General features: G+C 72.5%; 30 protein-coding genes. 4 read left to right on the top strand and 26 right to left on the bottom strand.

The window, feature by feature from the left end:
- The first annotated feature begins 38 nt into the window (after nt 1-38).
- Both FZ046_RS09845 and FZ046_RS09840 read left to right on the top strand, forming a co-directional pair.
- A complete protein-coding gene (locus FZ046_RS09845; RefSeq protein ID WP_070355810.1) occupies nt 39-719 on the top strand; it encodes a response regulator transcription factor in 681 nt (226 codons plus the stop codon).
- Nucleotides 716-1,744, top strand: coding sequence for a sensor histidine kinase (locus tag FZ046_RS09840; protein ID WP_070355809.1), 1,029 nt, complete (start codon nt 716-718; stop codon nt 1,742-1,744). Before FZ046_RS09845 ends, FZ046_RS09840 begins: the two co-directional genes overlap by 4 nt.
- Nucleotides 1,745-1,801: 57 nt before the next feature.
- Here the strand turns inward: FZ046_RS09840 and FZ046_RS09835 are convergent, their stop codons facing one another.
- The 3 genes from FZ046_RS09835 to FZ046_RS09825 are packed head-to-tail and all read right to left on the bottom strand — an operon-like array spanning nt 1,802 to nt 4,753.
- Complete coding sequence (locus FZ046_RS09835; protein ID WP_070355808.1) at nt 1,802-2,926, bottom strand: nitronate monooxygenase; 1,125 nt, start codon at nt 2,924-2,926, stop codon at nt 1,802-1,804.
- A gap of 22 nt (nt 2,927-2,948) precedes the next feature.
- On the bottom strand, nt 2,949-3,980 hold the full coding sequence (locus FZ046_RS09830) for an NAD-dependent epimerase/dehydratase family protein (protein ID WP_070355807.1): 1,032 nt from the start codon (nt 3,978-3,980) through the stop codon (nt 2,949-2,951).
- Nucleotides 3,977-4,753, bottom strand: coding sequence for an S-methyl-5'-thioadenosine phosphorylase (locus FZ046_RS09825; protein WP_070355806.1), 777 nt, complete (start codon nt 4,751-4,753; stop codon nt 3,977-3,979). Before FZ046_RS09825 ends, FZ046_RS09830 begins: the two co-directional genes overlap by 4 nt.
- A 59-nt stretch (nt 4,754-4,812) precedes the next feature.
- Between FZ046_RS09825 and FZ046_RS09820 the strand changes: the two genes are divergently transcribed.
- Nucleotides 4,813-5,682, top strand: coding sequence for a 1,4-dihydroxy-2-naphthoate polyprenyltransferase (locus tag FZ046_RS09820; RefSeq protein ID WP_070355805.1), 870 nt, complete (start codon nt 4,813-4,815; stop codon nt 5,680-5,682).
- Between the two features lie 5 nt (nt 5,683-5,687).
- Here the strand turns inward: FZ046_RS09820 and FZ046_RS09815 are convergent, their stop codons facing one another.
- Both FZ046_RS09815 and FZ046_RS09810 read right to left on the bottom strand, forming a co-directional pair.
- Entirely contained in the window at nt 5,688-6,728 is a 1,041-nt protein-coding gene (locus tag FZ046_RS09815; protein WP_070355804.1) for an aminotransferase class V-fold PLP-dependent enzyme, read from the bottom strand.
- 7 nt (nt 6,729-6,735) lie between these two features.
- Nucleotides 6,736-7,014 (bottom strand): DUF4229 domain-containing protein, encoded by a 279-nt coding sequence (locus tag FZ046_RS09810; RefSeq protein WP_070355803.1) that lies wholly within the window; start codon nt 7,012-7,014, stop codon nt 6,736-6,738.
- 78 nt (nt 7,015-7,092) lie between these two features.
- Here FZ046_RS09810 and FZ046_RS27350 point away from each other — a divergent pair, with 78 nt between their 5' ends.
- Nucleotides 7,093-7,254 (top strand): hypothetical protein, encoded by a 162-nt coding sequence (locus FZ046_RS27350; protein WP_099046076.1) that lies wholly within the window; start codon nt 7,093-7,095, stop codon nt 7,252-7,254.
- Between the two features lie 3 nt (nt 7,255-7,257).
- Here FZ046_RS27350 and FZ046_RS09805 read toward each other — a convergent pair whose 3' ends face one another.
- From FZ046_RS09805 to FZ046_RS09705, 21 genes are all read right to left on the bottom strand, one after another.
- Nucleotides 7,258-8,370: a nucleotide-binding protein gene (locus tag FZ046_RS09805; RefSeq protein ID WP_407664456.1), complete on the bottom strand. Its 1,113-nt coding sequence runs from the start codon at nt 8,368-8,370 to the stop codon at nt 7,258-7,260.
- A 1-nt stretch (nt 8,371) separates the two neighbouring features.
- Entirely contained in the window at nt 8,372-9,379 is a 1,008-nt protein-coding gene (gene ccsB / locus FZ046_RS09800; RefSeq protein WP_070354069.1) for a c-type cytochrome biogenesis protein CcsB, read from the bottom strand.
- Nucleotides 9,376-10,878: a cytochrome c biogenesis protein ResB gene (resB, locus tag FZ046_RS09795; RefSeq protein ID WP_070354127.1), complete on the bottom strand. Its 1,503-nt coding sequence runs from the start codon at nt 10,876-10,878 to the stop codon at nt 9,376-9,378. Before resB ends, ccsB begins: the two co-directional genes overlap by 4 nt.
- Before the next feature lie 68 nt (nt 10,879-10,946).
- The gene (locus FZ046_RS09790; RefSeq protein WP_070354126.1) at nt 10,947-11,723 is read right to left on the bottom strand and encodes a cytochrome c biogenesis CcdA family protein; all 777 of its coding nucleotides are present in this window, start codon (nt 11,721-11,723) and stop codon (nt 10,947-10,949) included.
- 38 nt (nt 11,724-11,761) lie between these two features.
- Nucleotides 11,762-12,367: a TlpA family protein disulfide reductase gene (locus FZ046_RS09785; RefSeq protein WP_070354070.1), complete on the bottom strand. Its 606-nt coding sequence runs from the start codon at nt 12,365-12,367 to the stop codon at nt 11,762-11,764.
- On the bottom strand, nt 12,367-12,987 hold the full coding sequence (locus FZ046_RS09780) for a histidine phosphatase family protein (protein WP_070354071.1): 621 nt from the start codon (nt 12,985-12,987) through the stop codon (nt 12,367-12,369). Before FZ046_RS09780 ends, FZ046_RS09785 begins: the two co-directional genes overlap by 1 nt.
- Nucleotides 12,987-14,315, bottom strand: a complete 1,329-nt coding sequence (gene hemL / locus FZ046_RS09775) for a glutamate-1-semialdehyde 2,1-aminomutase (RefSeq protein WP_070354072.1) — start codon at nt 14,313-14,315, stop codon at nt 12,987-12,989. Before hemL ends, FZ046_RS09780 begins: the two co-directional genes overlap by 1 nt.
- Before the next feature lie 236 nt (nt 14,316-14,551).
- On the bottom strand, nt 14,552-15,973 hold the full coding sequence (locus FZ046_RS09770) for a cytochrome P450 (RefSeq protein ID WP_070354128.1): 1,422 nt from the start codon (nt 15,971-15,973) through the stop codon (nt 14,552-14,554).
- Between the two features lie 17 nt (nt 15,974-15,990).
- Nucleotides 15,991-16,461: a pyridoxamine 5'-phosphate oxidase family protein gene (locus tag FZ046_RS09765; RefSeq protein WP_070354129.1), complete on the bottom strand. Its 471-nt coding sequence runs from the start codon at nt 16,459-16,461 to the stop codon at nt 15,991-15,993.
- Nucleotides 16,462-16,566: 105 nt separating this feature from the next.
- Nucleotides 16,567-16,875, bottom strand: coding sequence for a hypothetical protein (locus tag FZ046_RS09760; RefSeq protein WP_176749586.1), 309 nt, complete (start codon nt 16,873-16,875; stop codon nt 16,567-16,569).
- 43 nt (nt 16,876-16,918) lie between these two features.
- Nucleotides 16,919-17,524: a TetR/AcrR family transcriptional regulator gene (locus tag FZ046_RS09755; RefSeq protein WP_070354074.1), complete on the bottom strand. Its 606-nt coding sequence runs from the start codon at nt 17,522-17,524 to the stop codon at nt 16,919-16,921.
- A complete protein-coding gene (locus FZ046_RS09750; protein ID WP_070354075.1) occupies nt 17,524-18,396 on the bottom strand; it encodes an oxygenase MpaB family protein in 873 nt (290 codons plus the stop codon). Before FZ046_RS09750 ends, FZ046_RS09755 begins: the two co-directional genes overlap by 1 nt.
- A gap of 52 nt (nt 18,397-18,448) precedes the next feature.
- Nucleotides 18,449-18,688, bottom strand: coding sequence for a hypothetical protein (locus FZ046_RS09745; protein WP_070354076.1), 240 nt, complete (start codon nt 18,686-18,688; stop codon nt 18,449-18,451).
- Nucleotides 18,685-19,125, bottom strand: coding sequence for a transport-regulating membrane protein Mce1N (locus tag FZ046_RS09740; protein WP_099045967.1), 441 nt, complete (start codon nt 19,123-19,125; stop codon nt 18,685-18,687). Before FZ046_RS09740 ends, FZ046_RS09745 begins: the two co-directional genes overlap by 4 nt.
- Nucleotides 19,126-19,136: 11 nt before the next feature.
- Complete coding sequence (locus FZ046_RS09735) at nt 19,137-19,532, bottom strand: hypothetical protein (protein ID WP_070354077.1); 396 nt, start codon at nt 19,530-19,532, stop codon at nt 19,137-19,139.
- Nucleotides 19,533-19,544: 12 nt separating this feature from the next.
- Nucleotides 19,545-19,970 (bottom strand): hypothetical protein, encoded by a 426-nt coding sequence (locus tag FZ046_RS09730; RefSeq protein ID WP_070354078.1) that lies wholly within the window; start codon nt 19,968-19,970, stop codon nt 19,545-19,547.
- A complete protein-coding gene (hemB, locus tag FZ046_RS09725) occupies nt 19,958-20,938 on the bottom strand; it encodes a porphobilinogen synthase (RefSeq protein ID WP_070354079.1) in 981 nt (326 codons plus the stop codon). Before hemB ends, FZ046_RS09730 begins: the two co-directional genes overlap by 13 nt.
- 22 nt (nt 20,939-20,960) lie before the next feature.
- Nucleotides 20,961-22,607 carry a bifunctional uroporphyrinogen-III C-methyltransferase/uroporphyrinogen-III synthase gene (locus tag FZ046_RS09720; RefSeq protein ID WP_070354080.1) on the bottom strand — a complete coding sequence of 549 codons (1,647 nt, stop codon included), beginning with the start codon at nt 22,605-22,607 and terminating at the stop codon, nt 20,961-20,963.
- Between the two features lie 3 nt (nt 22,608-22,610).
- On the bottom strand, nt 22,611-23,564 hold the full coding sequence (gene hemC / locus FZ046_RS09715) for a hydroxymethylbilane synthase (protein WP_070354081.1): 954 nt from the start codon (nt 23,562-23,564) through the stop codon (nt 22,611-22,613).
- A 3-nt stretch (nt 23,565-23,567) separates the two neighbouring features.
- Complete coding sequence (locus tag FZ046_RS09710) at nt 23,568-24,935, bottom strand: glutamyl-tRNA reductase (protein ID WP_070354082.1); 1,368 nt, start codon at nt 24,933-24,935, stop codon at nt 23,568-23,570.
- A 91-nt stretch (nt 24,936-25,026) separates the two neighbouring features.
- On the bottom strand, nt 25,027-25,281 hold the full coding sequence (locus FZ046_RS09705; RefSeq protein WP_070354083.1) for a glutaredoxin family protein: 255 nt from the start codon (nt 25,279-25,281) through the stop codon (nt 25,027-25,029).
- Nucleotides 25,282-25,363: the final 82 nt, after the last annotated feature.

The following is a 25,363-nucleotide window of genomic DNA, read 5'->3' as shown; positions in this document are numbered from 1 at the left end:
CGGTGCGAACGGCTCATTCGCGGTTACCCTGGATCGTCGTGACCCGTGTGCTGATCGCCGACGACGACAACGTCGTCCGCGACGTGCTGCGGCGCTATCTCGAACGCGACGGCCTCGACGTCTCCACCGCCCGCGACGGGCACGAGGCCCTGCGGGTGCTCGGCAGCGAGCGCGTCGACCTCGCCGTCCTCGACGTGATGATGCCGGGGCCGGACGGGCTGGCGCTGTGCCAGACGTTGCGCCAGCGCAGCGGCTATGCCGTCCCGGTGATCCTGCTGACCGCCCTGGGCGAGGAGGACGATCGCATCGCCGGTCTGGAGGCCGGCGCCGACGACTACGTCACCAAGCCGTTCAGCCCGCGGGAACTGGCGCTGCGGGTCCGCTCGGTGCTGCGCCGCGGCCCGGTGGCGCAGCCCCAGTCCCAGGCCGTGCGGGCCACCGGCGGGCTCGCGGTGTCGGCGGCCGCGCGCTCGGTCACCGTGCACGGCCAGCCGGTGTCGCTGACCAACCGCGAATTCGACCTGCTGGTGTTCTTCCTGTCCCACCCCGACACCGTGTTCAGCCGCGAGGAGTTGTTGAAGTACGTGTGGCAGTGGGACTACGGCGACCTGTCCACGGTCACGGTCCACGTGAAGCGGCTGCGCTCCAAGCTCGGCGACCAACACCGCGTGCAGACGGTGTGGGGGCGCGGCTACATGTGGGGCGAGGCCCGGGAGTGACCGAACCCGCCCTGGCCGAGATCGTCGGGCTGGCGCTGGCCTGCTCGCTACCGGTGGTGCTAGCCGGTGCGCTGCTCATCCGGCTCGCCCGGTCCTGGTCGATCGCCGTCAGCATGGTGGTGCTGGTCCTGATCCCGACCGTCGCGACGTTCACCGGCATCCTCGGCGCGAGCGGCTTCATGTTCACCCAGCGCTTCGAACGCATCGTGATCGTGCTGGTGATCGTGTCGGTCGTGACCATTCCCGCCGCGATCATGCTGGGGCGCTATCAGGCCCGAAGAACGGTGTGGGAGCAGCAGATCCGCGATTCCGAGCACGCCGCCGAGGAGTCCCGGCGACGCCTGGTGGCGTTCGTCAGCCACGACCTGCGCACGCCGCTGGCCGGCATCCGCGCCGTCGCCGAGGCCATCGCCGACGGCGTCGTCACCGGCGACGAGATCCGCGACCACGCCCAGCACATCGAGCACGAGACGGTGCGGCTCTCGGAGATGGTCGACGACCTGTTCGAGATGTCGAAGATCAACGCCGGCGCCATCCAGCCCGCCTACGACAAGGTCGCGCTCGACGAGGTGGTCGACGACGTGATCAACGCCCACCGCATCACCGCCGAACGGGCCGGGGTGACGCTGCGCGCCGACCTGCCCAGCGAGCCGGTGCGGGTCATCGGCAGCGACCGCGCGCTGGTGCGGGTGCTGTCGAACCTGGTGGCCAACGCGATCGCGCACACTCCCGACGGTGGCCGGGTGGCCCTGTCGGTGGGGTCCGATGAGCTCGGGGCGTGGGCCCGGGTGGACGACACCGGCGTCGGCATCGACGAGGCCGACCTGGCGCGCGTCTTCGACGTCGCCTACCGCGGTTCCAACGGCCGGGTGCCGCGCGACGACTCGTCGCTGCCCAGCGGCTCGGGGCTCGGACTGGCGATCGCCGCGGGTCTGGTGCAGGCCCACCACGGCACGGTCACGGCCTACAACCTCGACACCGGGGCGCGCCTGGAGGTGCGGCTGCCGCTGGCCGGCGCGGAGTAGCGGCGCCGGTCGATCCAGCCCGCCCGTCAGTCCGGCGCCCCCGTCAGTCCGGCAGCGTCACTCCGGCAGCGTCGCGGCCATTCGCTCGGCGGCCGCGAGGTAGTCCTCGATGAAGTCGAGCACCACCTGACGTGCCGGCTTCTCCTCGCGCATCAGCCCGACGCCCTGGCCGACGAAGTAGGTGGCGAGCGCCTGGGCGCCCTGATGGCCCTGCTCGGCGAGCACGTCGATGCGGCGCAGCACCGGCTCGCTGAGCATCGACTGCAGCGGCAGCGGCAGGGGCTTCTCGCCGCCGTCGGCGGGCAACCACGCCTTCGTCCAGTCGGACACCAGCTGCCGCGACGGCTTGCCCGTCCGGCCCGCCGAGCGCACGGTGTCGCGCGACGACGCGGCGAGCATCTTGACCTTGGTGTGCGGCGCGGTCTCGGCCTCCTCGGTGGTCAGCCACACCGAGCCGGTCCAGGCGCCCGCCGCGCCGAGCGCGATGGCGGCCGCCATCTGCCGGCCGGTGACGATGCCACCCGCCGCGAGGACCGGGACGTCGCTGCCGGCCTCGGCGAGCGCGTCGATGACCTCCGGGACCAGCACCAGCGTGCTGACGTCGCCGCAGTGCCCGCCGGCCTCGGTGCCCTGGGCGATGATCAGGTCGACGCCCGCGGCCACCTGCTTGAGCGCGTGTTCCTTCGCGCCGACGAGCGCGGCCACCGGGACGCCGTGCTCCCGGCCCGCCTCGATCATGTAGTCCGGCGGGACGCCGAGGGCGTTGGCGATCAGCTTGATCGGGTGGCTCATGGCGACGTCGAGGAGTTCGCGGCCGGTGTCCCCGGACAGCATGGTGCCGCCGAGCCGCGGGCGGGCGTCGGGTTCGATGCCGTGCTCGGCGAGCAGCGTCGCCACGACGTCGCGGTGTGCGTCCGGGATGCGCGCGGCGAGGTCGGCCTTGCCGAGGCGCTCGCCCTTGCCCTCGAAGGTGGCAGGCACGATGATGTCGGCGCCGTAGGGCCTGCCGTCCACGTGGTCGTCGATCCAGGACAGCTCGCGGTCGAGCTGCTCGGGGGTGTAGGCCGTGGCGCCGAGCACGCCGAACCCGCCGGCGTTGGTCACCGCGGCCACCACGTCGCGGCAGTGGCTGAAGGCGAACAGCGGGAACTCGATGCCGAACCGTCGGCTCAGGTCGTTCACACCGCCAGTATGCCGCCGGCGGTCAGCCGCGCAGCGGCGCGAACGCGAAGTCGGCGAGCCCCGTCATCGGGTCGGTCGCGGCGCGGAACCCGAGTTCGTCGGCCGCGCGCGCCGGGTCGGCCACGATGTGCCGCACGTCGCCGCTGCGGTACTGCCCCGTCAACACCGGCGCGAGACCGTCGCGGACCTCGCAGAGCCGGGCGGCGACGTCGCGGATCGCGATGGGCCGGCCCGAGCACACGTTGTAGGCGGCGAACCCGCCGCGGTCGGCGGCGGTGGCGGCGACGTTGGCGGCGGCGATGTCGTCGACGTGCACGAAGTCGCGCATCTGTCCGCCGTCCTCGAACACCTTCGGCGGTTCGCCGCGTTCGATCGCCGAACGGAAGATGGCGGCGACGCCGGAGTACGGGGTGTCGCGCGGCATGTACGGGCCGTAGACGTTGTGATAGCGCAGCGCCACCACCGCGCCGCCGGTCGCCTCGGCCCACGCCAGCGCGTAGTGCTCCTGGGCGACCTTGCTGGCGGCGTACAGGCTGCGCGGACGCAGCGGCGCGTCCTCGTCGACGAGGCGCCAGTCGAGCGATTCACCGCCCACCGGGCAGCGGTGCTCGAACGCCCCGGCGTCGAGGTCGGCGCGGGTGCGGGGCAGCGGGTCGACGACACCGTGCGCGGCGCAGGCGAACCGGCCCTGCCCGTACACCACCATCGACGACGCCAGGACGAGCCTGCGGCAGCCCGCGGCGAACATCTCGGCGAGTAGCACCGTGGTGCCGTAGTCGTTGTGGCTGCCGTAGGACGGCGCGTCCGAGGCGTCGACGCCGGCGCCGACCACCGCGGCCTGGTGCACCACGACGTCGACGCCGCGCAGCAGTGGCCGCAGGGCCGCCGCGTCCCGGACGTCGAGCGGCAGCACGCCGTCGGGCACCGACGAGCCCTCGCCGTGCGCGGCGGGCAGCATCGCGTCGACGGCGACGACGTCGTGGCCGGCGTCGGTCAGCCGAGCGTGGACCCGGGAGCCGATGAAACCGGCTGCGCCCGTGAGCAGGATCCTCACGGCAGCTCGATGGGCAGGGTGACGCCGGCGTGCGGCAGGCAGTGCGTGCAGGTGCGCTCGTCGGCGACCTGGTCGATGGCCTCGTGCACCAGCTGCTTGAACGGCACCAGGTTGCGCTGGAATTCGGCGAACACGTCTACCGCCGTGACGCCGGCGCCCGTCTCGATGCCGGCGTCCAGGTCGGTCACGAGAGCGATTGCGGCGTAACACATCTCGAGTTCGCGGGCCAGAACCGCCTCCGGGTGCCCGGTCATGTTCACCAGCGTGAAGCCCTGCGAGGCGAACCACCGGCTCTCGGCGCGCGTCGAGAACCGCGGCCCCTGGATCACCACCATGGTGCCGCCGTCGACGACGCCGGGCAGGTCGGTCACCGCCGCGCGCAGCGTCGGGCAGTACGGGTCGGCGAAACCGACGTGGATGCCGCCGGAGTCGAAGTAGGTGTCCTTGCGGCCGCTGGTGCGGTCGACGAGCTGGTCGGGCACCACCATCGCGCCCGGGCCGAGGTCCGGGGTGAGGCTGCCGACGGCGCACGGCCCGAAGACGCGGCGTACGCCGAGCGCCCGCAGCGCCCACATGTTGGCGCGGTAGGGCACGGTGTGCGGCGAGAACTCGTGGTCGACGCCGTGCCGCGGAAGGAACGCGACCTCGTGGGTGCCGACCGTGCCCACCGTGATCGCCGCGCTGGGCGCGCCGTAGGGGGTGTCCAGGTTGACGCTCCGCGCGTCCGGGCCGAAGAACGAATAGAACCCGCTCCCACCGATCACACCCAGCATTCGCCGCTCCTCGAGTCCGCACGCATCCATCCATCATCCTGCATGCGAGGATCGTGCCCATGGCGACCGTCGCACAGTGGCTCGAGGGGGCCCGGCCCAGAACGCTGCCGAACGCGGTCGCCCCGGTCCTCGCGGGCACCGGCGCGGCGGCGTGGCTGGACTCGGCGGTGTGGTGGAAGGCCCTGCTGGCCCTGGTGGTGTCGCTGGCACTGATCGTCGGCGTGAACTACGCCAACGACTACTCCGACGGCATCCGCGGCACCGACGACGTGCGCTCGGGACCGCTGCGCCTGGTGGGGTCGCGGCTGGCCTCGCCGCGGGCGGTGCTCACCGCGGCCGTGATCAGCCTGGCCGTCGCAGCGGTCGCCGGTCTGGTGCTGGCGATCGTCAGCGCGCCATGGCTGATCGCCGTCGGAGCCGTGTGCATCGCCGGGGCGTGGCTGTACACCGGCGGGTCGAAGCCCTACGGCTACCTCGGTTTCGGCGAGATCGCCGTGTTCGTCTTCTTCGGTCTGGTGGCCGTGCTCGGCACGCAGTTCACCCAGGCGCTGCGGGTGGACTGGGTGGGCCTGGCGGCCGCGGTCGCGGTGGGCTCGCTCTCGTCGGCGGTGCTGGTGGCCAACAACCTCCGCGACATCCCCACCGATCGCGAGGTCGGCAAGATCACGCTGGCGGTGCGCCTGGGCGACGCGCGGAGCCGGCTGCTGTTCCAGGCCCTGGTGGCGCTGACCTTCGTGCTGACGCTGGTCCTGCTGCTCGCGACGCCGTGGTGCGCGGTCGGCCTGGTGGCGCTGCCGCTCGCCGTGCGGGCCGCCGCGCCGGTGCGGCGCGGCCTCGGCGGCCGCGACCTCATTCCGGTGCTGCGCGACACCGGCCTGACGATGCTGGCGTGGTCGGTTGCGGTCGCCCTGGCGCTGACGCTCGGCTGAGCCGCTCAGCCGGTCAGCGCGTCGACCAACCGGTCCAGGTCGTCCTCGGTGTTGTAGAGGTGGAAGCCGACCCGCACCGCACCGGCGCGCACGGCGGCCCGAATGCCGTTGTCGCGCAGCCGCTCCGATGCGTCGGCGGTCGGGATGGTGACGATCGCCGAGTCCGACGGCGGCAGCCCGAGCGCCGCCCGCGCCCGGTCGGCCAGCCCGACGCAGTGCGCTTCGACCGCGGCGGCGTCGAGCGAAGCCAGCCACGGCAGCGTCAGCCCCGACCCCAGCGCCCCGAACCACGCCGGTGAGGTGTCGAATCGGCGCGCATCGGCCGCGAGCCGCAACGGCAGCCCGTAGATCGACGACCACGGGTCCTCGCCGGCGTACCAGTTCGCGGCGTGCGGCGTCAGCGTCGCGGCCACCCGGTCGCTCACCGACATCCACGCCGTCCCGCGCGGCGCCAGCAGCCACTTGTAGACCGCGGCGACCGTGACGTCGGCCCAGCCGAGGTCGAGTCGCTTCCACCCCGCCGCCTGCGTCGCGTCGAGCACCGTCCACGTGCCGGTCCCCGCGACCGCCGACCGCAGCGCGTCGACGTCGAGCACGGTGCCCGACGCGGACTGCACCACGGAGGCCGTCACCACGTCGTACTGCCCGGCCGTGGCGAGCAACTCGGCCGGGGCCAGCTCGGTGACGGTGACCCCACGGCGGTCCTGCGCCGCGAACGGGAAGGTGGTGCTGGTGAATTCGCCCGCAAGCGTCGCGACCCGGCTGCCGTCCGGGACCGCGGCGGCGACCAGCGCCAGCAGTGCCGACACGCTGCCGCCCATCGCCACCGTTTCCGCCGGCGTCCCGGTCAGCGCGGCATAGCCCGCACGACCGCGGCGCACCCACTCGTCGAAGGCGGGGACGTCCATCGTGCCCGCCTGCCACGCCGCGAGGTGGTCGTGCAGCGCCTCGGACACGAACGTGGGCGGCAGGCCGTAGGTCGGCGAGTTGAGAAAGCCGTCCGCGCCCGGGAATTCGGCCCCGAAGGCCCACCGTGCCGACGTCACCGAACCGTCACTCGGACGGGGCGTCGTCGCCGCGGAGCCGCGCCCGCAGCTGGTCGCGCTCGGCCCGGCGGCGCTCGTCGAAGACCGCGATGCTCGCCGTCGCGCGGCGGCGCAGCGGCGCGAACAACCAAATGCCCAGCGGCAGAGCCACGACGATCGCGAACAGTAGCGCGACGACGAGCGGGAACTCGTCGACGAGCAGGCCGCCGAGGGCGTAGATGACACCGGCGATCACCGCCACCAGCAGCAGGCGCGCCACCGCATACACCGCCACGTCGAGCACCATGCGGGGGCCGGGCCGTCCGTCAGTCACGGCCCCGAGCCTACCGACGGCGCGTATGCTCGAAACAGGTAGGAGGTCGTCGTGCAGTTCTTGATTCTCGCCCTGATCCTGGCGGGATTGATCTACGTCGGGTGGCGGTTGATGCGGGCGTCGGCCGGCGCACCGCGGACGCGCGTCGTCGGCCCGGACGACGACCCCGACTTCCTCCGCAGGCTCAACCACCCCGACCCGGACACCCACTAGGCGTCAGCGCGAGGCGGGGAACCCGCCCGCCACCGTGGCCGCCAGGTGGAGCAATGCGTCGCGGGTCTCCGGACGCAGCCGTTCCAGGTCGATCTCCGCGCCCTCCTCGAGGTGCGGGTCGAAGGGCACCGTCTGCACCGCGCGGCACCGCCGTGCGAAGTGGTCGACCACCTTGTCCATGTCCACCCGCGTGGCGCCCTTGCCCGGCCGCACCGCGTTGACCACCACGATCGACGAGGACACCAGGTCCCGGTAGCCGTGGGCGTCGAGCCAGTCCAGCGTCGCCGACGCGCTGCGGGCGCCGTCGACCGCGGCCGAACTCACCACCACCAGCAGGTCGGCCTGACTGAGTACCGCCGACATCGCCGAGTGCAGCAGCCCCGTACCGCAGTCGGTCAGCACCAGGCTGTAGAACTTCTCGAGCACCCCGAGCGTGCGGTCGTAGTCCTCGGAGCTGTAGGCGTCGGACACCGCGGGATCGCTCTCCGAGGCCAGCACCTCCAGCCGGCTCGGCCCACGGGAGGTGTACTGCCGCACGTCGGAGTAGCCGACGATGCCCTCGGCGTCGCGCAGCAGGTGACGCACCGTGGACGGCGTCTCCAGCGGCACCTTCTGGCTCAGCGTGCCGCGGTCGGGATTGGCGTCCACCGCAATGACGCGGTCGCCCCGGACCGACGCGAACGTCGCTCCCAGCGTGGCGGTGATCGTGGTCTTGCCGACGCCGCCCTTGAGCGAGAGGAGGGCGATGCGGTAGCAGTCCCGCAGCGGTCGGCCAGCCTGGGCGGCCAGCTGCTTGCGCTCGACGTCGCGGGCGCTCTCGCCCAGGTTCACCAGCGTTCCGGTACCGAGGTAGAGCCAGCGGCGCCAGCCGCCGGCCGGTGCGCGCTTGGGCTGAGCCAGCAGCGCCAGCTCCGTCGGATCCGACGACAGGCCCGACCAGGTGGCCGGGGCCGCGGCGACGGCCGGCCGGGCGGGCTCCGGGGCGGCGACGGGCAGGCCCCGCGGCGGCGTCGGCGCGGTCCACTCCGGCGGGACGGTCGGCGCGGCGACGTGCTGCGCGGGGTCGCGGAACCGCTGCTGCGCGCGGAACCCCTGTTCGCCGCCGGGGAGCAGCAAGTCAGCCCACCCCGGCGTAGGAGTGCAGGCCGACGGTGACCAGGTTGATGAAGAACAGGTTGAACACCATCGCGACGAAGCCGACGACGTTGATCCAGGCGGCCTTCTTGTCCCGCCATCCCGCGGTCGAGCGGGCGTGCAGGTACGCCGCATACACCACCCACGCGATGAAGGACACCGTCTCCTTGGGGTCCCAGCCCCAGTAGCGGCCCCACGCCTCCTCGGCCCAGATCGCGCCGAAGATGACGCCGAAACCGAACACCGGGAACGCGAAGATCGTGGTGCGGTAGGCGATCCGGTCGAGCGTCTGTGCGTCCGGCACGCGCGCCAGGATCGCGCCGAGCGCGCCCTCGCGGGGCTCCCCCAGCCGGGACGTCTTGACCAGGAACAGGATGCTCGACACGCCGGCGACGAGGAACACCCCGGAGCCCAGGCTCACCACCGAGACGTGGATCGGCAGCCAGTAGGACTGCAGCGCGGGCATCACCGGCGCCGCGTGGGTGTAGAGCCACTTTCCCGAGACGGTCAGCAGCACCAGCACCGGCGGCAGGACGAACACCCACAGCGCCCGGTACTGCGGGCGGCGCAGCACGATGGCCGCCGCGACCAGACCGCAGAAGCAGGTCAGGTTGATGAACTCGTACATGTTGCCCCACGGCACGCGCGAGGTGGCGAACCCGCGCAGCACGATGCACGCGAACAGCACGACGATGCCGACGTACACCAGCGCCAGTCCGGCGCGGCCGATGCGCTCGTCGACCGGACGGCGCGGCGCGGCGGTCACCACACCCGGGCGCGCACTGTCGACGCCCACCGAGCCGCGTCCGGCGGCTCCGGCCATCGAGCCGCCTCCGGCGGCGACCAGTTCGCGGGCCTCGACCTTGCGGCTGCGGCTGTAGGCGAGTTCGACGGCCAAGAGCAGCAGCGCGCCGACGAGGACCAGCACCGACGTGGTGAACGCCCAGTCCGAGTAGCGGGCCAGGCCCAGATCGATCTCGAAGGTATTCATGGCTTGGATCTCTCTCCTGCGATCAGCCGCCCGGTCAGCTTCTCGAACTCGTCACCCCAACCGGAATTGTCGGTCCGCGCCAGTCCGCCCAGCTCGACGCCCACGGTACCCGGCCCCGACGACGTCACACGAACCCAGACACGGCGCCGGCGGACCACCAGCGACACCAGCAGGCCGGCCATCATCGTCATCGACCAGATCAGCACCCACACCTGCGCCGGGTCGTGCGACACCTGCACGTTGATGAACGGCACGGCGCCGTCGAACCGGACCACGGTGCCGTCCGCCAGCCGCGTCGACTCGCCGGCCGCCAGGTTCACCCGCGCCTCCTTCTTCAGCCGCTCCTGCCCGATCAGCCGGGGGTCGAGGGTGAAGATGGACTGCGGCCGGCCGGTGTCCAGGCCGGTGTCGCCGCGGTAGACGTCGATCGCGACGGCGGGGTCGTTCAGCGCGGGGAACTTCGACGACAGCAGCGTGCCGTCGAGCTGCTGGGTGGGCGCCAGGAGCCCCTGGATGGCGATCTGGTTGCGGCGGCGCTCCCGGTCGTCGGCATACGTGCCGCCCGGCGGATCGACGCGCACCACGCCCGACGACAGCAGCGTCAGCTGGTCCTCGGGCTTCCACTGCACGGTCTGGGTGCGGGTCTGCCCGTCGGGGAACGTGACGGTGAACGTCGGCGCGTAGCCGTGGCCCTGCAGGTACAGCCGGTCACCGCCCAGTCGCAGCGGATGGTTGACCTCGAGCCGGTACTGCCGCCACGTGTCGGTGTCGAGGTCGTCACCGGCCTGGTACTCGACGTTGGCCGCGAACGTCAGCGCCTGCCCGGTGGGCAGGTAGTCGGCGTCGAAGTCGTTGACGCGGAGGCAGATCGGGTTGAGCGACGTGCCGTCGACGGTGTTGCCCGCGCGGAACGAGTCGAAGGCGGCGGGCGACGCGGAGCAGAAGCCGGGGCCGCCGTTGGCGATGACGATGACGTTGCCCTCGTAGCCGAACAGCTTGCCGACGGCGATCGCGACGAGCAGCCCGAGCAGCGAGAAGTGGAACACGATGTTGCCGAACTCGCGCAGATACCCCTTCTCCGCGGAGATCTCGGCGACGTCGCCGTCGCGGCGCACCGTGCGGCGCCAGCCCCGCAGGCCGGCCTCGACGGTCGCGACGACGGCGTCGGGGTCGCCCGGGACGTCGGCGCGGTGATGCTTGGGCAGCCGGGACAGGTTGCGGGGCGCGGGGACCGGGGTGGCCCGCAGGCTGCGCACGTGCTCGGCGAGGCGGGGCGTCAGGCAGCCGACCAGCGACACGAACAGCAGCACGTAGATCGCGGTGAACCAGAAACTGGCGAACACGTCGAACGCCTGCAGGCGGTCCAGCCAGGGTCCGACCGTGGGGTGCGCGGCGAGGTACTCGTCGACCTTGCCGGCGTTGAGGCTGCGCTGCGGCAGCAGGGCGCCGGGGATGGCGGCCAGCGCCAGCAGGAACAGCAGCACCAGCGCGGTGCCCATCGACGTCAGAGTGCGCCAGGTGTTGCGCACCAGGGCGAGCAGGCCCCGCGGGCCGAACCTCGAGGGACTCACAGAGGCAGCCTCGCGTCGCTGACGAAGGCGTCGCGCACCCACGACACGAAGTCGGCCCACAGGCCGGTGACCAGCGCCAGCCCCACCACGATGAGCAGCACGCCGCCGAAGACCTGGATCGCCCGGGTGTGCCTGCGCAGCCAGCCGAGGCCGCGCATCGCGCGCGCCGAGCCGAAGGCCAGGGCGACGAACGGCACTCCCAGCCCCAGGCAGTAGGCGACCACCAGCGCGACGCCGCGGGCGACGTTGGCGCCCTCGGTGGCCGAGGCCATGGCGATGACCGCGGCGAGCGTCGGTCCCAGGCACGGCGTCCAGCCCAGCCCGAACACCGCGCCGAGCAGCGGCGCCCCGCCGAGGGTGGACACCTGCCGCGGGGTGAACCGGGTGTCGCGTTGCAGCGCGGGGATGAAGCCGACGAACACCAGGCCCATCACGATGGTCACCACGCCGCCGATGCGCTGCAGCAGGATCTCGTTCGCGATCAGGGTGGTGGTCATGCCGAGCACGGCGACGGTGCCCAGGACGAAGACCACGGTGAACCCGGCGACGAACAGCGCCGTCGCGCCGGCCACTCGCCAGCGGCCGGTGCGGACCGCGACCCCGCCGCCGTCAGTCGGGCGGCGGTCGTTGTCGTCGTCGTCGTCGACCCCGACGATCGCGGCGAGGTAGGACAGGTAGCCCGGCACCAGCGGCACCACGCAGGGCGACGCGAACGACACCACGCCGGCCAGCGCGCTGACCGCCAGCGCGAGCGCGAGCGGCCCGGTCGCCATCAGCTGGTCGACCTGGTCGAGGGATGCCGCCAGCACGCTCACTTCGCGGGCGTCTCTTCGGCCGCCAGTCGCTCGACCACCGGTCGCAGGTCCTCGCCCAGCAGCTCGCGCAGGAACACCGCCGCCACCCGGTGCTCGCGGTCCAGCACGATGGTCGACGGGATCACGGTGGTCGGGTACTTGCCGCCGAAGGCGATCATCGTGCGCATCGCGGGGTCGTAGATGGACGGGAAGGTGATCCTGCGGTCGACGACGAAGTCCACGGCCGCGTCGCGGTTGGCGTCGCGGACGTCGATGCCGAGGAACGCGACGCCGCGCGCGCGGGTGGCGTCGTACACCTTCTGCAGCTCCGGCATCTCTGACCGGCACGGGCCGCACCATTGGCCCCACACGTTGATGACGACGACCTTGCCCGCGAAGTCGTCGAGCGACAGCGTCTTGGCGGGGTCGGTCAGCTGCGGGCCGGAGATGCGGCCCGGCGAGCCGCGCTGTTCCGGCGGGTCGTAGAAGATGTCGGTCTTGCCGCCGGGCGCCACGAATTCGAAGGTGCCGCCCTGGGCGACGGCGTCGTCGCCCGTGGAGCAGCCGGCGAGCACGGCGACCGCTGCCGTGCACGCCGCCACGATCGCGACCAGCCGTCCCACTACAGTCCCCAGGGCTCCGAGTAACCCCAGCGGATCAGCTGGTCGCCGTCGAACGTGAACGAGGTGACCGACGCGAGGTTGCACAGCCGGCTGTGCGGCAGCGGCAGGTGCGCGAGCGCGCGACCGGTCATGGCGCGGCGCAGCGTCTCCACCGGCAGCTGGTGGCTGACGCAGACGGCCTCGTGCCCGGCGGCCCGGGTGCGGGCGCGGTGCAGCGCGGCCGTCATCCGCGCCGCCACCTCGGTGTACGGCTCGCCCCACGACGGTCGGCGCGGATTGCGCAGCTTCGGCCAGTTCCGCGGGTCGCGCAGCGCGCCGTCACCGGGGGCCACCTTCTCCCCCTCGAACTGGTTCCACGATTCGATGAGGTCCCCGTCGACGTCCACGTCGAGGCCGTGGGTCGCCGCGATGGGCGCCGCGGTCTCCTGGGCGCGCTCCAACGGCGACGCGACGACATAGGCGACGTCGTGGCCGGCGAGCCACTCGGCGGCCGACTGCGCCTGCCTGCGGCCGCGGTCGGACAGGTGGAAGTCGGGCAGCCGACCGTAGAGCACCTGATCGGGGTTGTGCACCTCGCCGTGGCGGACCACGTGCACCGTGGTCCGGGTCGTCTCGGCCATCAGGCGGGACGCTCCGCGGCGGCCGCCGCGCGGGCGGCGGCGGGCAGGGCGGCGGCGATCCGGTCGAAGGCCGCGTCGTCGAGCGCGGACGAGACGAACCACGCCTCGAAGGCGCTGCACGGCGGGTACACCCCGGCCTCCAGCAGCGCGTGGAAGAACGGTGGGAAGCGCCACGTCTCGGTGGCCTTCGCCGACGCGAAGTCGGTCACCGGCCCGTCGGCGAAGAACACGCTCAGCATGTTGGCGGCCCGCGAGACGTGATGCGTCACCGACGCCTCGGTGAGCGCGTCGCTCAGCAGCGCCGCGAGCCGGTCGGCGTTGGCGTCGACGGCCGCGTACACCGCGTCGTCGGCGGCCCGCAGCGTCGCCAGGCCGGCGGCCATCGCGACCGGATTCCCCGACAGCGTGCCGGCCTGGTACACCGGGCCGATCGGCGCGAGCCGGTCCATGACGTCGGCACGCCCGCCGAACGCGGCGGCGGGCAACCCGCCGCTCATCACCTTGCCGAACGTCAGCAGGTCCGCGGCCACGCCGTCAATCCCAAACCAGCCGGCACGGCTGACCCGGAAGCCGGTCATCAACTCGTCGAGGATCAGCAGGGCGCCGTGGGCGTCGGTGATGCGGCGCAGCGCGGCGTTGAAGCCGGGCAGCGGCGGGACGGCGCCCATGTTGCCCGCGGCGGCCTCGCTGATGACGCACGCGATCTGGTCGCCGGCCTCGGCGAACACCTGCTCGACGGCGGCGACGTCGTTGTACGGCAGCACGATGGTGTCCGCGGCGGCCGCACCGGTGACTCCCGGCGAGGACGGCAACCCGAGCGTGGCGACACCCGAGCCGGCATCGGCGAGCAGCCCGTCGCTGTGCCCGTGGTAGCAGCCGGAGAACTTGACGATCTTGGGTCGACCGGTGAAGCCGCGGGCCAGCCGGATCGCGCTCATCGTGGCCTCGGTGCCCGAGTTGACGAAGCGGATCCGCTCGACCGGCGCGACGCGCTCGATGATCTCGGTGGCCAGGTGTGTCTCGGTGGGCGTCGGCGCGCCGAAGGTCAGCCCGTCGAGGGCCACCGAGCGGACCGCCTCGACGACCGCCGGGTGGGCGTGACCGAGCAGCGCCGGACCCCAGGAGCACACCAGGTCGACGTAGGTGTTGCCGTCGGCGTCGGTCAGCTCATAGCCGTTGGCCCGGGTGATGAACCGCGGCGTGCCGCCCACGCTGTTGAATGCCCGCACCGGCGAGTTGACGCCGCCCGGGATGACCGCGGCGGCCTCGGCGAACAGCCGCGCCGAGACCTCGGTCGACTGGCCGGTGACCGCGTCGTGAACACCCATGACACCCAGTGTCCCAGCCTGGCCGAAGGCGTCAACTACAGGGTGTAGTGGTCCTCGGCACGTGGGCAGTGCGGCGCTCCGTGCCGCGGCGGGAGTCCGCCGCGAGATCGACACCAGGGCCGCGGACGAGCCTTGATGCACGACCCCCACGTCGATCTCGTGGCATTGCGCACCGGACGGACCGCACCGAACTAGAACGTAGCGTCGCCGGCGCGTGCGCCCGCCCGACGTGACGCTCAGTTCGGCGGCAGCGGCGGGCGGGGTGCGACGCGGGCGCGGATCGGCCCGCGGGCGACGGTGGTGAACGGCACGTCGGTGTGGAACTCGGCGTCGGTCGACTGCACCCGGGCGGCCCGGACAATGGTCGCGAGCGCCAGCGTGGTCTCCAGCATCGCGAAGTGCTCGCCGATGCAGGACCGCGCGCCGCCGGCGAACGGCACGAACGACCACCGGTTGCGGCGCTTCATCCGCTCCGGGGTGAAGCGGTCCGGGTCGAAGCGCAGCGGGTCCTCCCACAGCTGCGGGTCGCGGTGCAGCGCATAGATGCCGACGGCGATCAGCGTGCCCTTCTGCACCCGGTGCCCGGCGACGTCGATGTCGCGCGTGGCGACGCGACCGACGCCGGCCGCCGGCGGGCACAGCCGCAGCGACTCGCGCAACACCTGCACGGTGTACGGCAGCCGCGTCACGTCGGCGGCGACGACGTCGCGGTCGCCGAGCGCGGCGGCCTCCGCGGCCACCCGGTCCTGCACGTCCTGGTGGTGGCCGAGCGCCCACAGCGCGTAGGTCAGCGCGGTCGCCGTGGTGTCGTGACCGGCGAGCATGAAGATCATCAGGTCGTCGGCGATGTCGGTGTCCGACAGCGGCTGCCCGGTCTCCGGGTCGCGCGCCGCAAGCAATGCGTGCACCAGCGGGGCGTCGCGCGTCGGGTCGGCGCGGCAGGCGTCGACGATGTCCGTGGCGATCCGGCGCAGCGCGGCCACCGCCGCGCGGGCCCGCCGGCGCGCCGGCGTGGGGAGCCACCGCGGTGCCCGGAACGGCCGCAGCGCGCGGTCGGCGGTGTAGGACGACGCGACGTGCATGTGGGCGGCGATCTCGTCGGCCCGCTCGTTGAGGTCGATGCCGAGCACCGACCGGCCGAGGGACTGCATGGTGATCCGGCGGCACGCGAGGTCGAGGTCGACGTCCGCGGCGGCCGCGCCCTGGCGCCACGGCGCCACGAACGCCTCGGCGGCGCGGGACATGTGGCCGCCGAAGGACTTGACGTTGGGCTTGGCGAACACCGGCTGCAGGGCGCGCCGGCGCGGGCGCCAGGGCTCGTTGGGCAGGACGAACAGGCTGTCGCCGCCGAGGTGGCGGACTTCGTCGTGCACGACGCACCGCTCGGAGAATGCGTCGTTGCGCCCCAGCACGTCGCGCACCCCGTCCGGCGACATCACCGACACCAGCGGCGGAATCAGCCAGGCCGGTCCGATGCCGACGCGGGTGATGCGCCCGCCGGCGTCGCGGATGACCTCCTGGCCGGTGTCGAGACGGCGCACCGAGCGCAGCAGTTCGCGGTACGGCAGCGGGTTGCGGGGCACCAGCGGGAGGGTGGCAACGTCGGGACGTTCGGTGGTCGTCCGCGCCGGGGCGGAGAGCGAGTCGGATGGGGCCACGGTTGAGTGGGGATCGGTCACCGGGTGCCCGCAACGTCGCTCGTCGTATCGCGCCAGGACAGCACCTCGCCTTCGCCGGCGATCAGCACCGTCCCGGGCATCACGCGCAGCCGGTAGGGAGTCAACCGCAGCACGGCGAACTGGTCCGACGTCGGACCGCCGGCCCACTGCGGGATGATGAACGGGTCGTAGCCGACGGGCGCAGGCCCGTGAGCGAACCTGTCCCACACCGCTTTTCGCGTCTCGTCGTCGAAGTGCCACTGCACGTGGCAGTCGGCACTGCAGGTGTCGTGGCTGGTGGTCCAGTAGCTCACCGACGCGTGCGGATGCGCGTCGAGGTCGGCCCGCTTGACCGGCGACGGGACGGTGGCCACCCACCCGGTCAGGTCGGTGCCGTCCCAGTCCCAGATCGGGTGCAGGATGCGCGTACGCGGGCGGGCATCGGGATCGACGGTGGCGACGGACGCCCACACGATGGCGTGCGCCATGTCGCGGAAGGCCGTTGCGGTGCGGGCGAAGGCAGCGTGCTCGGGATCGGTGCGCCCGGAGTCGGTGGGCTCGAGGGAAGTCACGGGGCCGACGGTAGTCGGCACCTAGTCGTCGTTCATGGTCTTCTCGCGCTCGCCCATGATGTCGTCGCGGTCGATGCCGCCACCTTCGACCTCGCCGTACTTCGGGCTGCCGTCCTCGTCGATCCAGTCGGCGACGGCCTGCCCGGTGACGGTGTTGCTGGTGCCCGGCACCGCGACCGTCGGGCGGTCGTCCTCGTAGGCCTTGGCCATCTCCTTGGCCTTCTCGCGGTGTTCGTCGGTGACCTCGGGCTTGGGGATGGTCCCGTCCTCGGTCGTGTCGCTTCCGGTCGATTCGCTCCCGGTCGTCTGGCTCTCGGCGTCAGTGCTCATGGAGAGCGTCTGCCCGAAACTGTGATCCACGAAACAGCGCCAGCTAGACACCGACGGTACGCAGGGCCGCGGGCAGGCTCGGCAGGAAGTGCCGGGTGGCGAAGGCGCGGACGTCGTCGGCCCCCTCCAGCGGCTCGGTGCCCGGGAGCAGCAGCACCATCGCGGCGTACCGCAGGATCGTGTCGGCAAGGTCGTCGATCCCCTCGTCGCCGAGGCGCACGGCGAACCCCGGCGGAAAGATGACGCGCAGCGCCTCGGCCATCCGGGCGATGGCGGCCGGCCAGTGCCGCCGGGCGAGCTCGAGCACGAGGGCCGGCTCGTCGGTGATCATCTGATTGAGCACCCGGTGCTCGCGGAACCGCAGGATCGACAGCGTGAACGCCTCGACGTAGTAGTTGGCGGGCGGCCCGGCCTGCCGCAGTTCGGCGGCGATGTCGGCGAACAGGGCGACGTTCTCCCGCTCGATGACGGCGCCGACGAGGTCGTCGCGGTTGGCGAAGCGCCGGTAGATCGTGGTGCGGCTGACGCCGGCACGACGGGCGACGTCGTCGAGTGCCACCCGCCGGAAGCCGTGCCGTTCGAACTCCACCAGGGCCGCGTCGAGGATCGCCACCATGGTGGCGTCGCTACCCGGTACGGAGGTCGTCATCAGCTCCGAGCGTAGCCGCGCCGCGCGTATCCGTTGTAGCGCACCGACATCGGCAGCCGGTCCCACACCCAGTTGACCGGACGCGATCGCCAGCACGCCGCGAAGCGCTGATACGCCCGCTCCTGGCGGTCGGTCCACGGCAGGTTCAGCAGGTCGCGGGCACGCGGCGGCAGCCCGCCGGTGGTGAGGAACGCCGCCAGCGGGTCGAACACCAGCGCGAGGACGCGCCACAGCAGCGGGTGCACGCCCTTAGGGCAGGGGAAGCCCTTGGTGACGTATCCGACGCCGTACCTGGCCGACGGGTGCGCGACGAGGACCTCGTCGAGCATGTATTCCCAGTACCGCTGGAAGTCGGCGTAGGTGTCGGGCATCGGGCGGTCGGACACCCCGTAGCGCCGGTACCACGTCTTCGACTCGAGGTAGATGCGCTCCTTCTCGTCGTCGGTGAGGCGCCTGACGAAGGTGTCGGCGAAGTACAGCACCTGCTCGACGAAGGTGGCGTGCGCCCAGAAGTACGTCTCGGGGTCCAGTGCGTGATAGCGGGTGACGGTGCCGTCGGGGTGGGTGAGGTCGCCCTTGACGTCGTGGTGGAAGTCGCGCACCTGGGTGCCGGCGTTCGCGGTGTCCGTGCCGTACACGGTGTTGAAGATCGGCGGGATGGTCCGGCGCAGCCGCTCGGCGGTGTCGGCGAAGAACGTGGAGTGGTCGTACACGCCCTGCCCCAGCTCGGCGAGCATGTTCTGCAGCACCGCCGGGCGAGGACCGATGAGGTACATGCGGTTGTCGCCGAACCACCGCCACACCAGCGAGTCGGGCCCCAGCGGCAGCGCGTCCGCGGGTGTAGGGGTCATGGTGTGCGCGACGTCCGTCATGGAAACAGTGTTACAGATCGCGTACTTTGTACCAACAGGCGTGTGACCAGCCTCACCGCCGGGTGCGCAGCGCACCGACCCCGGCGACCGCCAGCACCCCGGCGGCCGCCGCCAGCAGCAGCGCCAGCGAGATCAGCGTGGGGTCGTAGGCCACCACCACCCGGCTGGGCTCGTCCGCGGTGACCGGAGGTGCCAGTTCCGGTGACCGCGCGGCGACCCAGCACAGCACGCAGCCCACGGCTGCCGCGACGGCCAGCACCAGCTCGACGATCCCGCGCACCCGCCTGCTCACGGCGTCACCGCCACGCTCTCCAGCGCCGCGCGCAGCTGCCGGTGCCGTCGCGCCCAGGCCTGGGCGGTGCGGCCGTTGGTCAGCTTCAGACCGATGCCAGTACGGCCGCGCGGGACACCGGTCAGCTCGCCGAGCGCGCGGGCCGACTGCCACTTCGGCGTCTCCGAGCCGGACGGCTCGGGGTAGATCTGCACGATCTCGCTGATCCGGATGGTCTCGGTGCCCTGCCGCAGGTACTCCTCGGTGAGTTCCACCGACGTGTGGATGCGGGCGGCCTTCACCTGGATCGACAGGAAGCCGGTGACGAGCACGAAGAACACCAGGGGCACCAGCCACTGGACGCCGTAGCCGGCCCACACCTGGATGAGCAGCATCGCCGCCGCCGAGGCCGGTCCGGCCGCGGCCCACCACCACGTGGCGCCGGGTTCGGCGAACAGCGGGCCGCCCGTCACGCCGCGCCGCCCAACCACTGCTGGGCAGCCGTGCGCCGGATCAGCACGCAGCCGGCGATGAGGCAGGCCATGGTGACCGCGATGAGGACGACGTCGATGATGCCGCCGCCGAACAGCAGCAGGACCAGCGCGAGGAAGACGACGGCGGCCAGCGCGAGACCCACCGCGGCGTTGGCGAAGCGGACGTGCCGCCGCCGGGTCCGCCCGGCGAGGTAGCCCTGCGCCAATCCCACCGCCACCAGCAGCACGCCGAGGCCGACGATAGTCGGATGCCCGCCCTGGGTCAGCGTCAGCAGGCCCAGCGCCGCGACCAGAACGGCACCCGCCAGCCAGCAGCCGAACGCGAAGTCGACGACGCGCGGACGGTCGGGACCGGCGGGGTGGGCGGGCATGGTCGGGCCAGCCTATCGGGTGAGATAGGCGTGGGCGTCCTTGCGGTGCAGCAGGTAGACGCCGCCGACGACGAGCACCGATCCGACGATCACGCACGCCGCGTAGCCCAGCGCCACCGTCTCCGGACGGTCGCCGCCGAACAGGTGCGTCACCAGGTACACCACGCTCGCGGCGCTGCCGCCGGTGAGCACCGTGCGTGCCCAGCGGTAGCCCTGGCGCAGCAGCATCAGCAGCGCCACCACGATGGCCGACAGTGCCACGACGAAGAACACCGCGAAGGCGTCGATCACCCACGGCGTGCGGGAGTCCTGCCCGGCGACGACGTCGAGCACGTAGGCGCCCGCGAGCAGCGGCACCGCGATCAGCCAGCACCAGAAGCCCGTGCCGACGTCCTCGGGGATGCCGTCGGGCGAGGTCGCTTCGGTCACGCCAGCCATCCGGCGACGTCGGCCGCCCAATAGGTCAGCACGATGTCTGCGCCGGCCCGCCGAATGCCGACGAGCGTCTCCAGCGCGACCGTGCGAAGGTCGATCCAGCCGTTGGCGGCGGCCGCGTGGATCATCGAGTACTCCCCGGACACCTGGTAGGCGGCGATGGGGACCGGAGACACGTCGGCGGCCGCGCGCACCACGTCCAGGTAGGACATGGCGGGCTTGACCATGATGACGTCGGCGCCCTCGTCGATGTCGAGCGCAATCTCGTGCAGCGCCTCTCGGGCGTTGCCGGCCTCCTGCTGATAGGTGCGCCGGTCACCGGACAGGCTGGAGGCCACCGCCTCCCGGAACGGGCCGTAGAAACCGGACGCGAACTTGGCGGCGTAGGCCAGGATCGCGGTGTCGGTGTGCCCCGCGGCGTCCAGCCCGTCGCGGATCGCCGCCACCTGGCCGTCCATCATGCCGCTCGGACCCACCACGTGGGCGCCCGAATCCGCTTGTGCGACGGCCAGTTCGACGTAGCGGGTGTTGGTGAGGTCGTTGTCGACGCGACCGGAGACGTCCAACACGCCGCAGTGCCCGTGGTCGGTGAACTCGTCGAGGCAGGTGTCGGCCATCAGCACGGTGGCGTCGCCCACCTCGGCGGCCAGGTCGCGCAGGCCGACGTTGAGGATGCCCTCGGGATCCGTTCCGGCCGAGCCGATCGCGTCCTTGTCCTCGTCGCGGGGCACGCCGAACAGCATCAACCCGCCCACCCCGGCGGCGACCGCGTCCACCGCGGCGCGCCGCAGCGAGTCGCGGGTGTGCTGGTACACGCCCGGCATCGACGCGATCTCGCGCGGCGCGTCGGTGCCGTCGGCGACGAACATCGGCAGCACCAGATGCCGTGGCTCCAGCGAGGTCTCGCCGACCAGCCGGCGCATCGCCGGCGTGCTGCGCAACCGACGCGGCCGGTGCCTCGGGAAGGCCATGGCTAGCGCTCCTCGTGACCGGTCAGCGGCGGCGACTCTTCTTGCGCGGCGGCGGCAGGGCACCCTCGGCGCGCAGCCGGGCGGCGTGCTCGGCGAGCGCCTCGACCAGCGGGCCGACCGCGGCCGTCTCGGGCTGCACGTCGACGCGCAGCCCGAATTCCGCTGCGGTCTCGGCGGTCTTGGGCCCGATGCACGCCACGATGGTCCGTGCGTGCGGCTTGCCCGCGATGCCGACGAGGTTGCGCACCGTCGAACTCGACGTGAAGCACACCGCGTCGAAACCGCCGGTCTTGATCATCTCGCGCGTCTGCGCGGGCGGCGGCGCGGCACGCACCGTGCGGTACGCCGTGACGTCCTCGATCTCCCAGCCGCGTTCGCGCAGCCCCTCGGCCAGCGTCTCGGTGGCGATGTCCGCGCGCGGCAGCAGCACCCGGTTCACCGGGTCGAAGATGTCGTCGTAGGGCGGGAACTCGTCGAGCAGCCCCAGCGAGGACTGCTCACCGGTCGGGACCAGTTCGGGATTGATGCCGAAGGCGCGGACCCGGTCGGCGGTCGCCTGACCGACGCACGCGATCTTCACTCCGGAGAACGCCCGGGCGTCCAGGCCGAACTCGTTGAATTTCTCCCACACCGCCCGCACCGCGTTGGTCGAGGTGAACACGACCCACTGGAACCGGCCGTCCACCAGACCCTTGACGGCGCGCTCCATCTGCGCCGGGCTGCGGGGCGGCTCGACGGCGATGGTCGGCACCTCGATCGGCAGGGCGCCGTGCGAGACCAGGCGGTCGCTCATCTCGCCGGCCTGGTCCTTGGTGCGCGGCACCAGCACGGTCCAGCCGTACAGGGCGCGGCTCTCCCACCAGTTCAGCTTGGCGCGGTTGGCGACGGTCTTGCCGATCGTCGCGACCAGCGGGCCGGTGAGCGGACCGGCAGGCTCGCTGCCGACGGGCTTCTCGAGCGTCGCCTTGTCCAGCAGACCCACCAGCGTGGTCTCCACCGAACGCTGCTGGCACGTCGTGCCGTTGGCGGTGACGACGACCGGCGTCGTGTCGGTCAGGCCGTACTCGATGAGGGTGCGCGCGGCGTCCGGCAGGTGCGAGGCCGTGGCGTGCAGGATCAGCGGGCCCGGCGCGGCGGCCAGCGCCGCCCAGTCGACGTCGCCGCGCACGTCGGCGACGGTGTGCGCCGAGCCGAGCGGTAGCCCGGCGTAGGTCGGAACGGCGGTGGTGGCGGGCAGGCCCGGCACGATCTCGAAGTGCGCCTGCGTCCGCGCCACGGCGTTGACCTCGGCGAGCACCGAGTCCACCGACAGCGGGTCACCGGCCACCAGTCGCACGACGTCGGAGCCCGCGCGGGACTCGTTCACCAGGATCTTGGCCACCTCGGCGGGATCGCCGAGCGCGGGCCGCACGTCCACGCCACCCGGCAGGGCCGCCGGGGCGTCGGCATCGGCGGCGTCGTCGGCCGCGCTGGGCGCCTCCGGTCCCGACGGCGGCGGCAGCTCGCAGCCGATCAGGGCGAGCACCGCCTCCGGCACGTCGGGATCGATGAACGCCAGCGCCGCGTTGGCCAGCACCGCGCGGGCCCGCGTGGTCAGCAGGCCCGGGTCTCCCGGCCCCGAGCCCACGAACGTGATGTGGCCGGGCTTGTGCTTACGTCGGGTCGTCATCCTTCACTCCCGCTCTTGTGTCCGATCCACCAACAGATCGCGCGCTCCCAGCTCGAACAACTCCGCGGCCACCGAGATCCCCAGTTCTCGGGCCCGCTCGGGAGTCCCGATGCCGGACGCACGGATCACGTCGGATCCGTCCACCGCCGCCACGCATCCGCGCAGCGACAGCTCTTCGAAGACATTGCCCTCCTCGTCGATGGACTCGACCACTTCCGCGATCGCACCCACCGGCGCGGAGCACCCCGCCTCCAGTTCGGCGAGCAGGACACGCTCGGCGGTGACCGCGGCGCGCGTGTCGGGGTCGTCCAACTCCGCGAGCAACGCGGCCAACTCGACGTCCTCGGCGCGACACTCCACGGCGAGCGCCCCCTGAGCCGGCGCTGGCAACATCTGCACCGGCTCGAGCGTCTCCGTGATGGCGGCGAGTCGTCCGATGCGAGCCAGGCCCGCTCGGGCGACGACGACACCGTCGAGATCACCGCTCGTAACCCTGTTCAACCTGGTGTCTAGGTTGCCTCGTAGGGGGCGGATTTCCAAACCGAGACCCAGTGCTCTAAGCTGCGCGGTCCGCCGCGGGCTCGACGTCCCGAGGACGGAGCCCGCCGGCAACTCCCCCAGCACCAGGCCGTCGCGGGCGACGAGCGCGTCGCGGGGGTCCTCGCGTCGCGGGATCGCAGCGATGGCGAACCGCTCGTCGCGGGCGGTCGGCAAATCCTTGTACGAGTGCACGGCCATGTCGACGGAGCCCTCGGCGATCGCCTCGCGCAGGGCGGCGGTGAAGACGCCGACGCCGATGTCGGCGATCGGCGCGTCGGACCGGTCGCCCTCGGTGGAGACGATGACGAGTTCGGCGGCGTGGCCTCTGGCCGTCAGGGCGTCCCTGATGGCACCGGCCTGCGTGGTGGCCAGCAGGCTGCCCCTGGTGCCGATCCGGATGGCTGCGTTGTTCGGCAAGCGCTACTCGGTCTTGTCCAGGTCGGCGCCGAGCGACGGCGCCGAACCGCCTGCGGGCAACGGCAATTCGCCACCGGCGACCGCGTCGACGGCCTGCGGGTCGAGTTCGAACAATTCGCGCAGCGCCTCGGCGTAGCTGTCGCCGCCGGGCGCGCCCGCGAGCTGTTTGACCCGGACGGTCGGCGCGTGCAGCAGCTTGTCGACCACCCGGCGCACCGTGCGGGCCACCTCGTCGCGGTGTGCGGCGTCCAGGCCCGGCAGGCGGTTGTCCAGGCGCAGCAGCTCGGCCTCCACGACGTCGGCGGCGCGCTGGCGCAGCGCCGTCACGGTCGGGGTCACCTCCGCCACGCGCTGGCCCGCGAGGTAGCTCGCCACCTCGGCGGCGACGATCGCGCGGGCCGCCTCGGCGTCGGCGGCAGCGGTGCGCGCGGCGGGCTCGCGCTGGATGCGCTCCATGTCGATGACGTGCACGCCGGGCAGTCCGGCAACCGCCGGGTCGACGTCGCGCGGCATGCCGAGATCGCAGATGACGAGCTGCTTGGGTTCCTGCCCGTGCGCCAGGCCGCGGTGCACGTCGGCCAGGGACACCACGGGGCGGACCGCTCCGGTCGACGACACGACGACGTCGGCGTCGGTCAGCACCGGCGGCAGGTGGTCGAACGGGAACGCGTGTGCGTCGACGCCCTGCTCGCGCAGGTTGGCCACCAGGCGCTCGGCGCGCGGCAGCGAACGGTTGACCACGTGGATGCGGCCGATGCCGGCGCGGACGAGGTGCGCCGCGGACAGCGCGCCCATCGATCCGGCGCCGATGACGACCGCCGTGCGACCGTCCAGGCCGTCCAACCGGCGGGACGCCATCTCCAGCGCGACCGACACCACCGATGCCCCGGCGGCGTCGATGCCGGTCTCGCTGTGCACCCGCTTGCCGACCGACAGCGCCCGCTGGGACAGCTCGTGCAGGGTGCGGCCGACCGCGTGGTTGGCCTCGGCGGCGGCGTAGGAGCGACGCACCTGGCCCAGCACCTGCTGCTCGCCGACCACCATCGAATCCAGGCCGCTGGCGACGGCGAACAGGTGCTCGACCGCGGCCTCGGCGTACCGGACGTAGGCGTACTTGGTGAGATCCTGCAGCGACATCCCGGAGTGCTCGGCGAGCACCTGCCCGACCACGGACAGACCGCCGTGGAAGGCCTCGACCACCGCGTAGACCTCGACCCGGTTGCAGGTCGCCAGCACCATGGCCTCGGTGACCAGCGACGACCGGAGGAGTTCCTCGACGATCTTGGCCTGGTCGGACTCGTCGGTGCTCAACTGCTCCAGCACGGAAACGGGCGCGCTGCGGTGCGAAACGCCGAACAGGAGAACGCTCATGGCCTCGTCACCACGTCATCGACGGTAGTCGTTGACCGGCCCGTCCTCCAAATTTGCTGAGCAGTCTCACAACCCCACCCGGCCCGGGTGCTCAGCCCGTCAGGTCGGCCCGCAACCGCGGCTCGTCGACCTCCCAGTAGCTGTGCTCGCGACCGTCGAGCAGCACCACCGGGAGCCGGTCGCCGTACTCGGCGCGCAGCGCGGCGTCACCCGTCGCCGCGGCGGCGTCGACGTCGGTGGCGGTCCAGGTGAAGCCCAGCTCGTCGGCCAGGGCCGTCAGCCGGGCCGCGGCCGCCTCGCAGAGACTGCACCCGGCGCGCGTCAGCAACACCACCTTCTGCCTCATGCCCGTCAGTATCCCGTGACCTACTGTTGAGCCGTGTCCGACTCACACGGCGCAGGCGACGAGCACGCCCCGTCCGACGCCG

The sequence above is a fragment of the Mycolicibacterium grossiae genome (assembly GCF_008329645.1).
GTDB classification, from domain to species: domain Bacteria; phylum Actinomycetota; class Actinomycetes; order Mycobacteriales; family Mycobacteriaceae; genus Mycobacterium; species Mycobacterium grossiae.
The sequence above is the reverse complement of the archived record's forward strand: the minus strand, read 5'-3'. Positions and strand labels throughout refer to the sequence as shown.

What these genes read in the sequence shown, in the direction of transcription:
- FZ046_RS09705 (WP_070354083.1), bottom strand. Translation starts at nt 25,281, where the DNA reads ATGAGGCAGAAGGTGGTGTTGCTGACGCGCGCCGGGTGCAGTCTCTGC.
- FZ046_RS09710 (WP_070354082.1), bottom strand. Translation starts at nt 24,935, where the DNA reads ATGAGCGTTCTCCTGTTCGGCGTTTCGCACCGCAGCGCGCCCGTTTCC.
- ccsB (WP_070354069.1), bottom strand. Translation starts at nt 9,379, where the DNA reads ATGAATACCTTCGAGATCGATCTGGGCCTGGCCCGCTACTCGGACTGG.
- FZ046_RS09765 (WP_070354129.1), bottom strand. Translation starts at nt 16,461, where the DNA reads ATGGCGCACGCCATCGTGTGGGCGTCCGTCGCCACCGTCGATCCCGAT.
- FZ046_RS09825 (WP_070355806.1), bottom strand. Translation starts at nt 4,753, where the DNA reads ATGCTGGGTGTGATCGGTGGGAGCGGGTTCTATTCGTTCTTCGGCCCG.
- FZ046_RS09720 (WP_070354080.1), bottom strand. Translation starts at nt 22,607, where the DNA reads ATGACGACCCGACGTAAGCACAAGCCCGGCCACATCACGTTCGTGGGC.
- FZ046_RS09760 (WP_176749586.1), bottom strand. Translation starts at nt 16,875, where the DNA reads ATGAGCACTGACGCCGAGAGCCAGACGACCGGGAGCGAATCGACCGGA.
- FZ046_RS09790 (WP_070354126.1), bottom strand. Translation starts at nt 11,723, where the DNA reads ATGGCGACCGGGCCGCTCGCGCTCGCGCTGGCGGTCAGCGCGCTGGCC.
- hemB (WP_070354079.1), bottom strand. Translation starts at nt 20,938, where the DNA reads ATGGCCTTCCCGAGGCACCGGCCGCGTCGGTTGCGCAGCACGCCGGCG.
- FZ046_RS09820 (WP_070355805.1), top strand. Translation starts at nt 4,813, where the DNA reads ATGGCGACCGTCGCACAGTGGCTCGAGGGGGCCCGGCCCAGAACGCTG.
- FZ046_RS09810 (WP_070355803.1), bottom strand. Translation starts at nt 7,014, where the DNA reads ATGGTGCTCGACGTGGCGGTGTATGCGGTGGCGCGCCTGCTGCTGGTG.
- FZ046_RS09735 (WP_070354077.1), bottom strand. Translation starts at nt 19,532, where the DNA reads ATGCCCGCCCACCCCGCCGGTCCCGACCGTCCGCGCGTCGTCGACTTC.
- hemL (WP_070354072.1), bottom strand. Translation starts at nt 14,315, where the DNA reads ATGGGTGTTCACGACGCGGTCACCGGCCAGTCGACCGAGGTCTCGGCG.
- FZ046_RS09755 (WP_070354074.1), bottom strand. Translation starts at nt 17,524, where the DNA reads ATGACGACCTCCGTACCGGGTAGCGACGCCACCATGGTGGCGATCCTC.
- FZ046_RS09750 (WP_070354075.1), bottom strand. Translation starts at nt 18,396, where the DNA reads ATGACGGACGTCGCGCACACCATGACCCCTACACCCGCGGACGCGCTG.
- resB (WP_070354127.1), bottom strand. Translation starts at nt 10,878, where the DNA reads ATGGGCACCGCGCTGGTGCTGCTGTTCCTGCTGGCGCTGGCCGCCATC.
- FZ046_RS09780 (WP_070354071.1), bottom strand. Translation starts at nt 12,987, where the DNA reads ATGGCCGAGACGACCCGGACCACGGTGCACGTGGTCCGCCACGGCGAG.
- FZ046_RS09730 (WP_070354078.1), bottom strand. Translation starts at nt 19,970, where the DNA reads ATGGCTGGCGTGACCGAAGCGACCTCGCCCGACGGCATCCCCGAGGAC.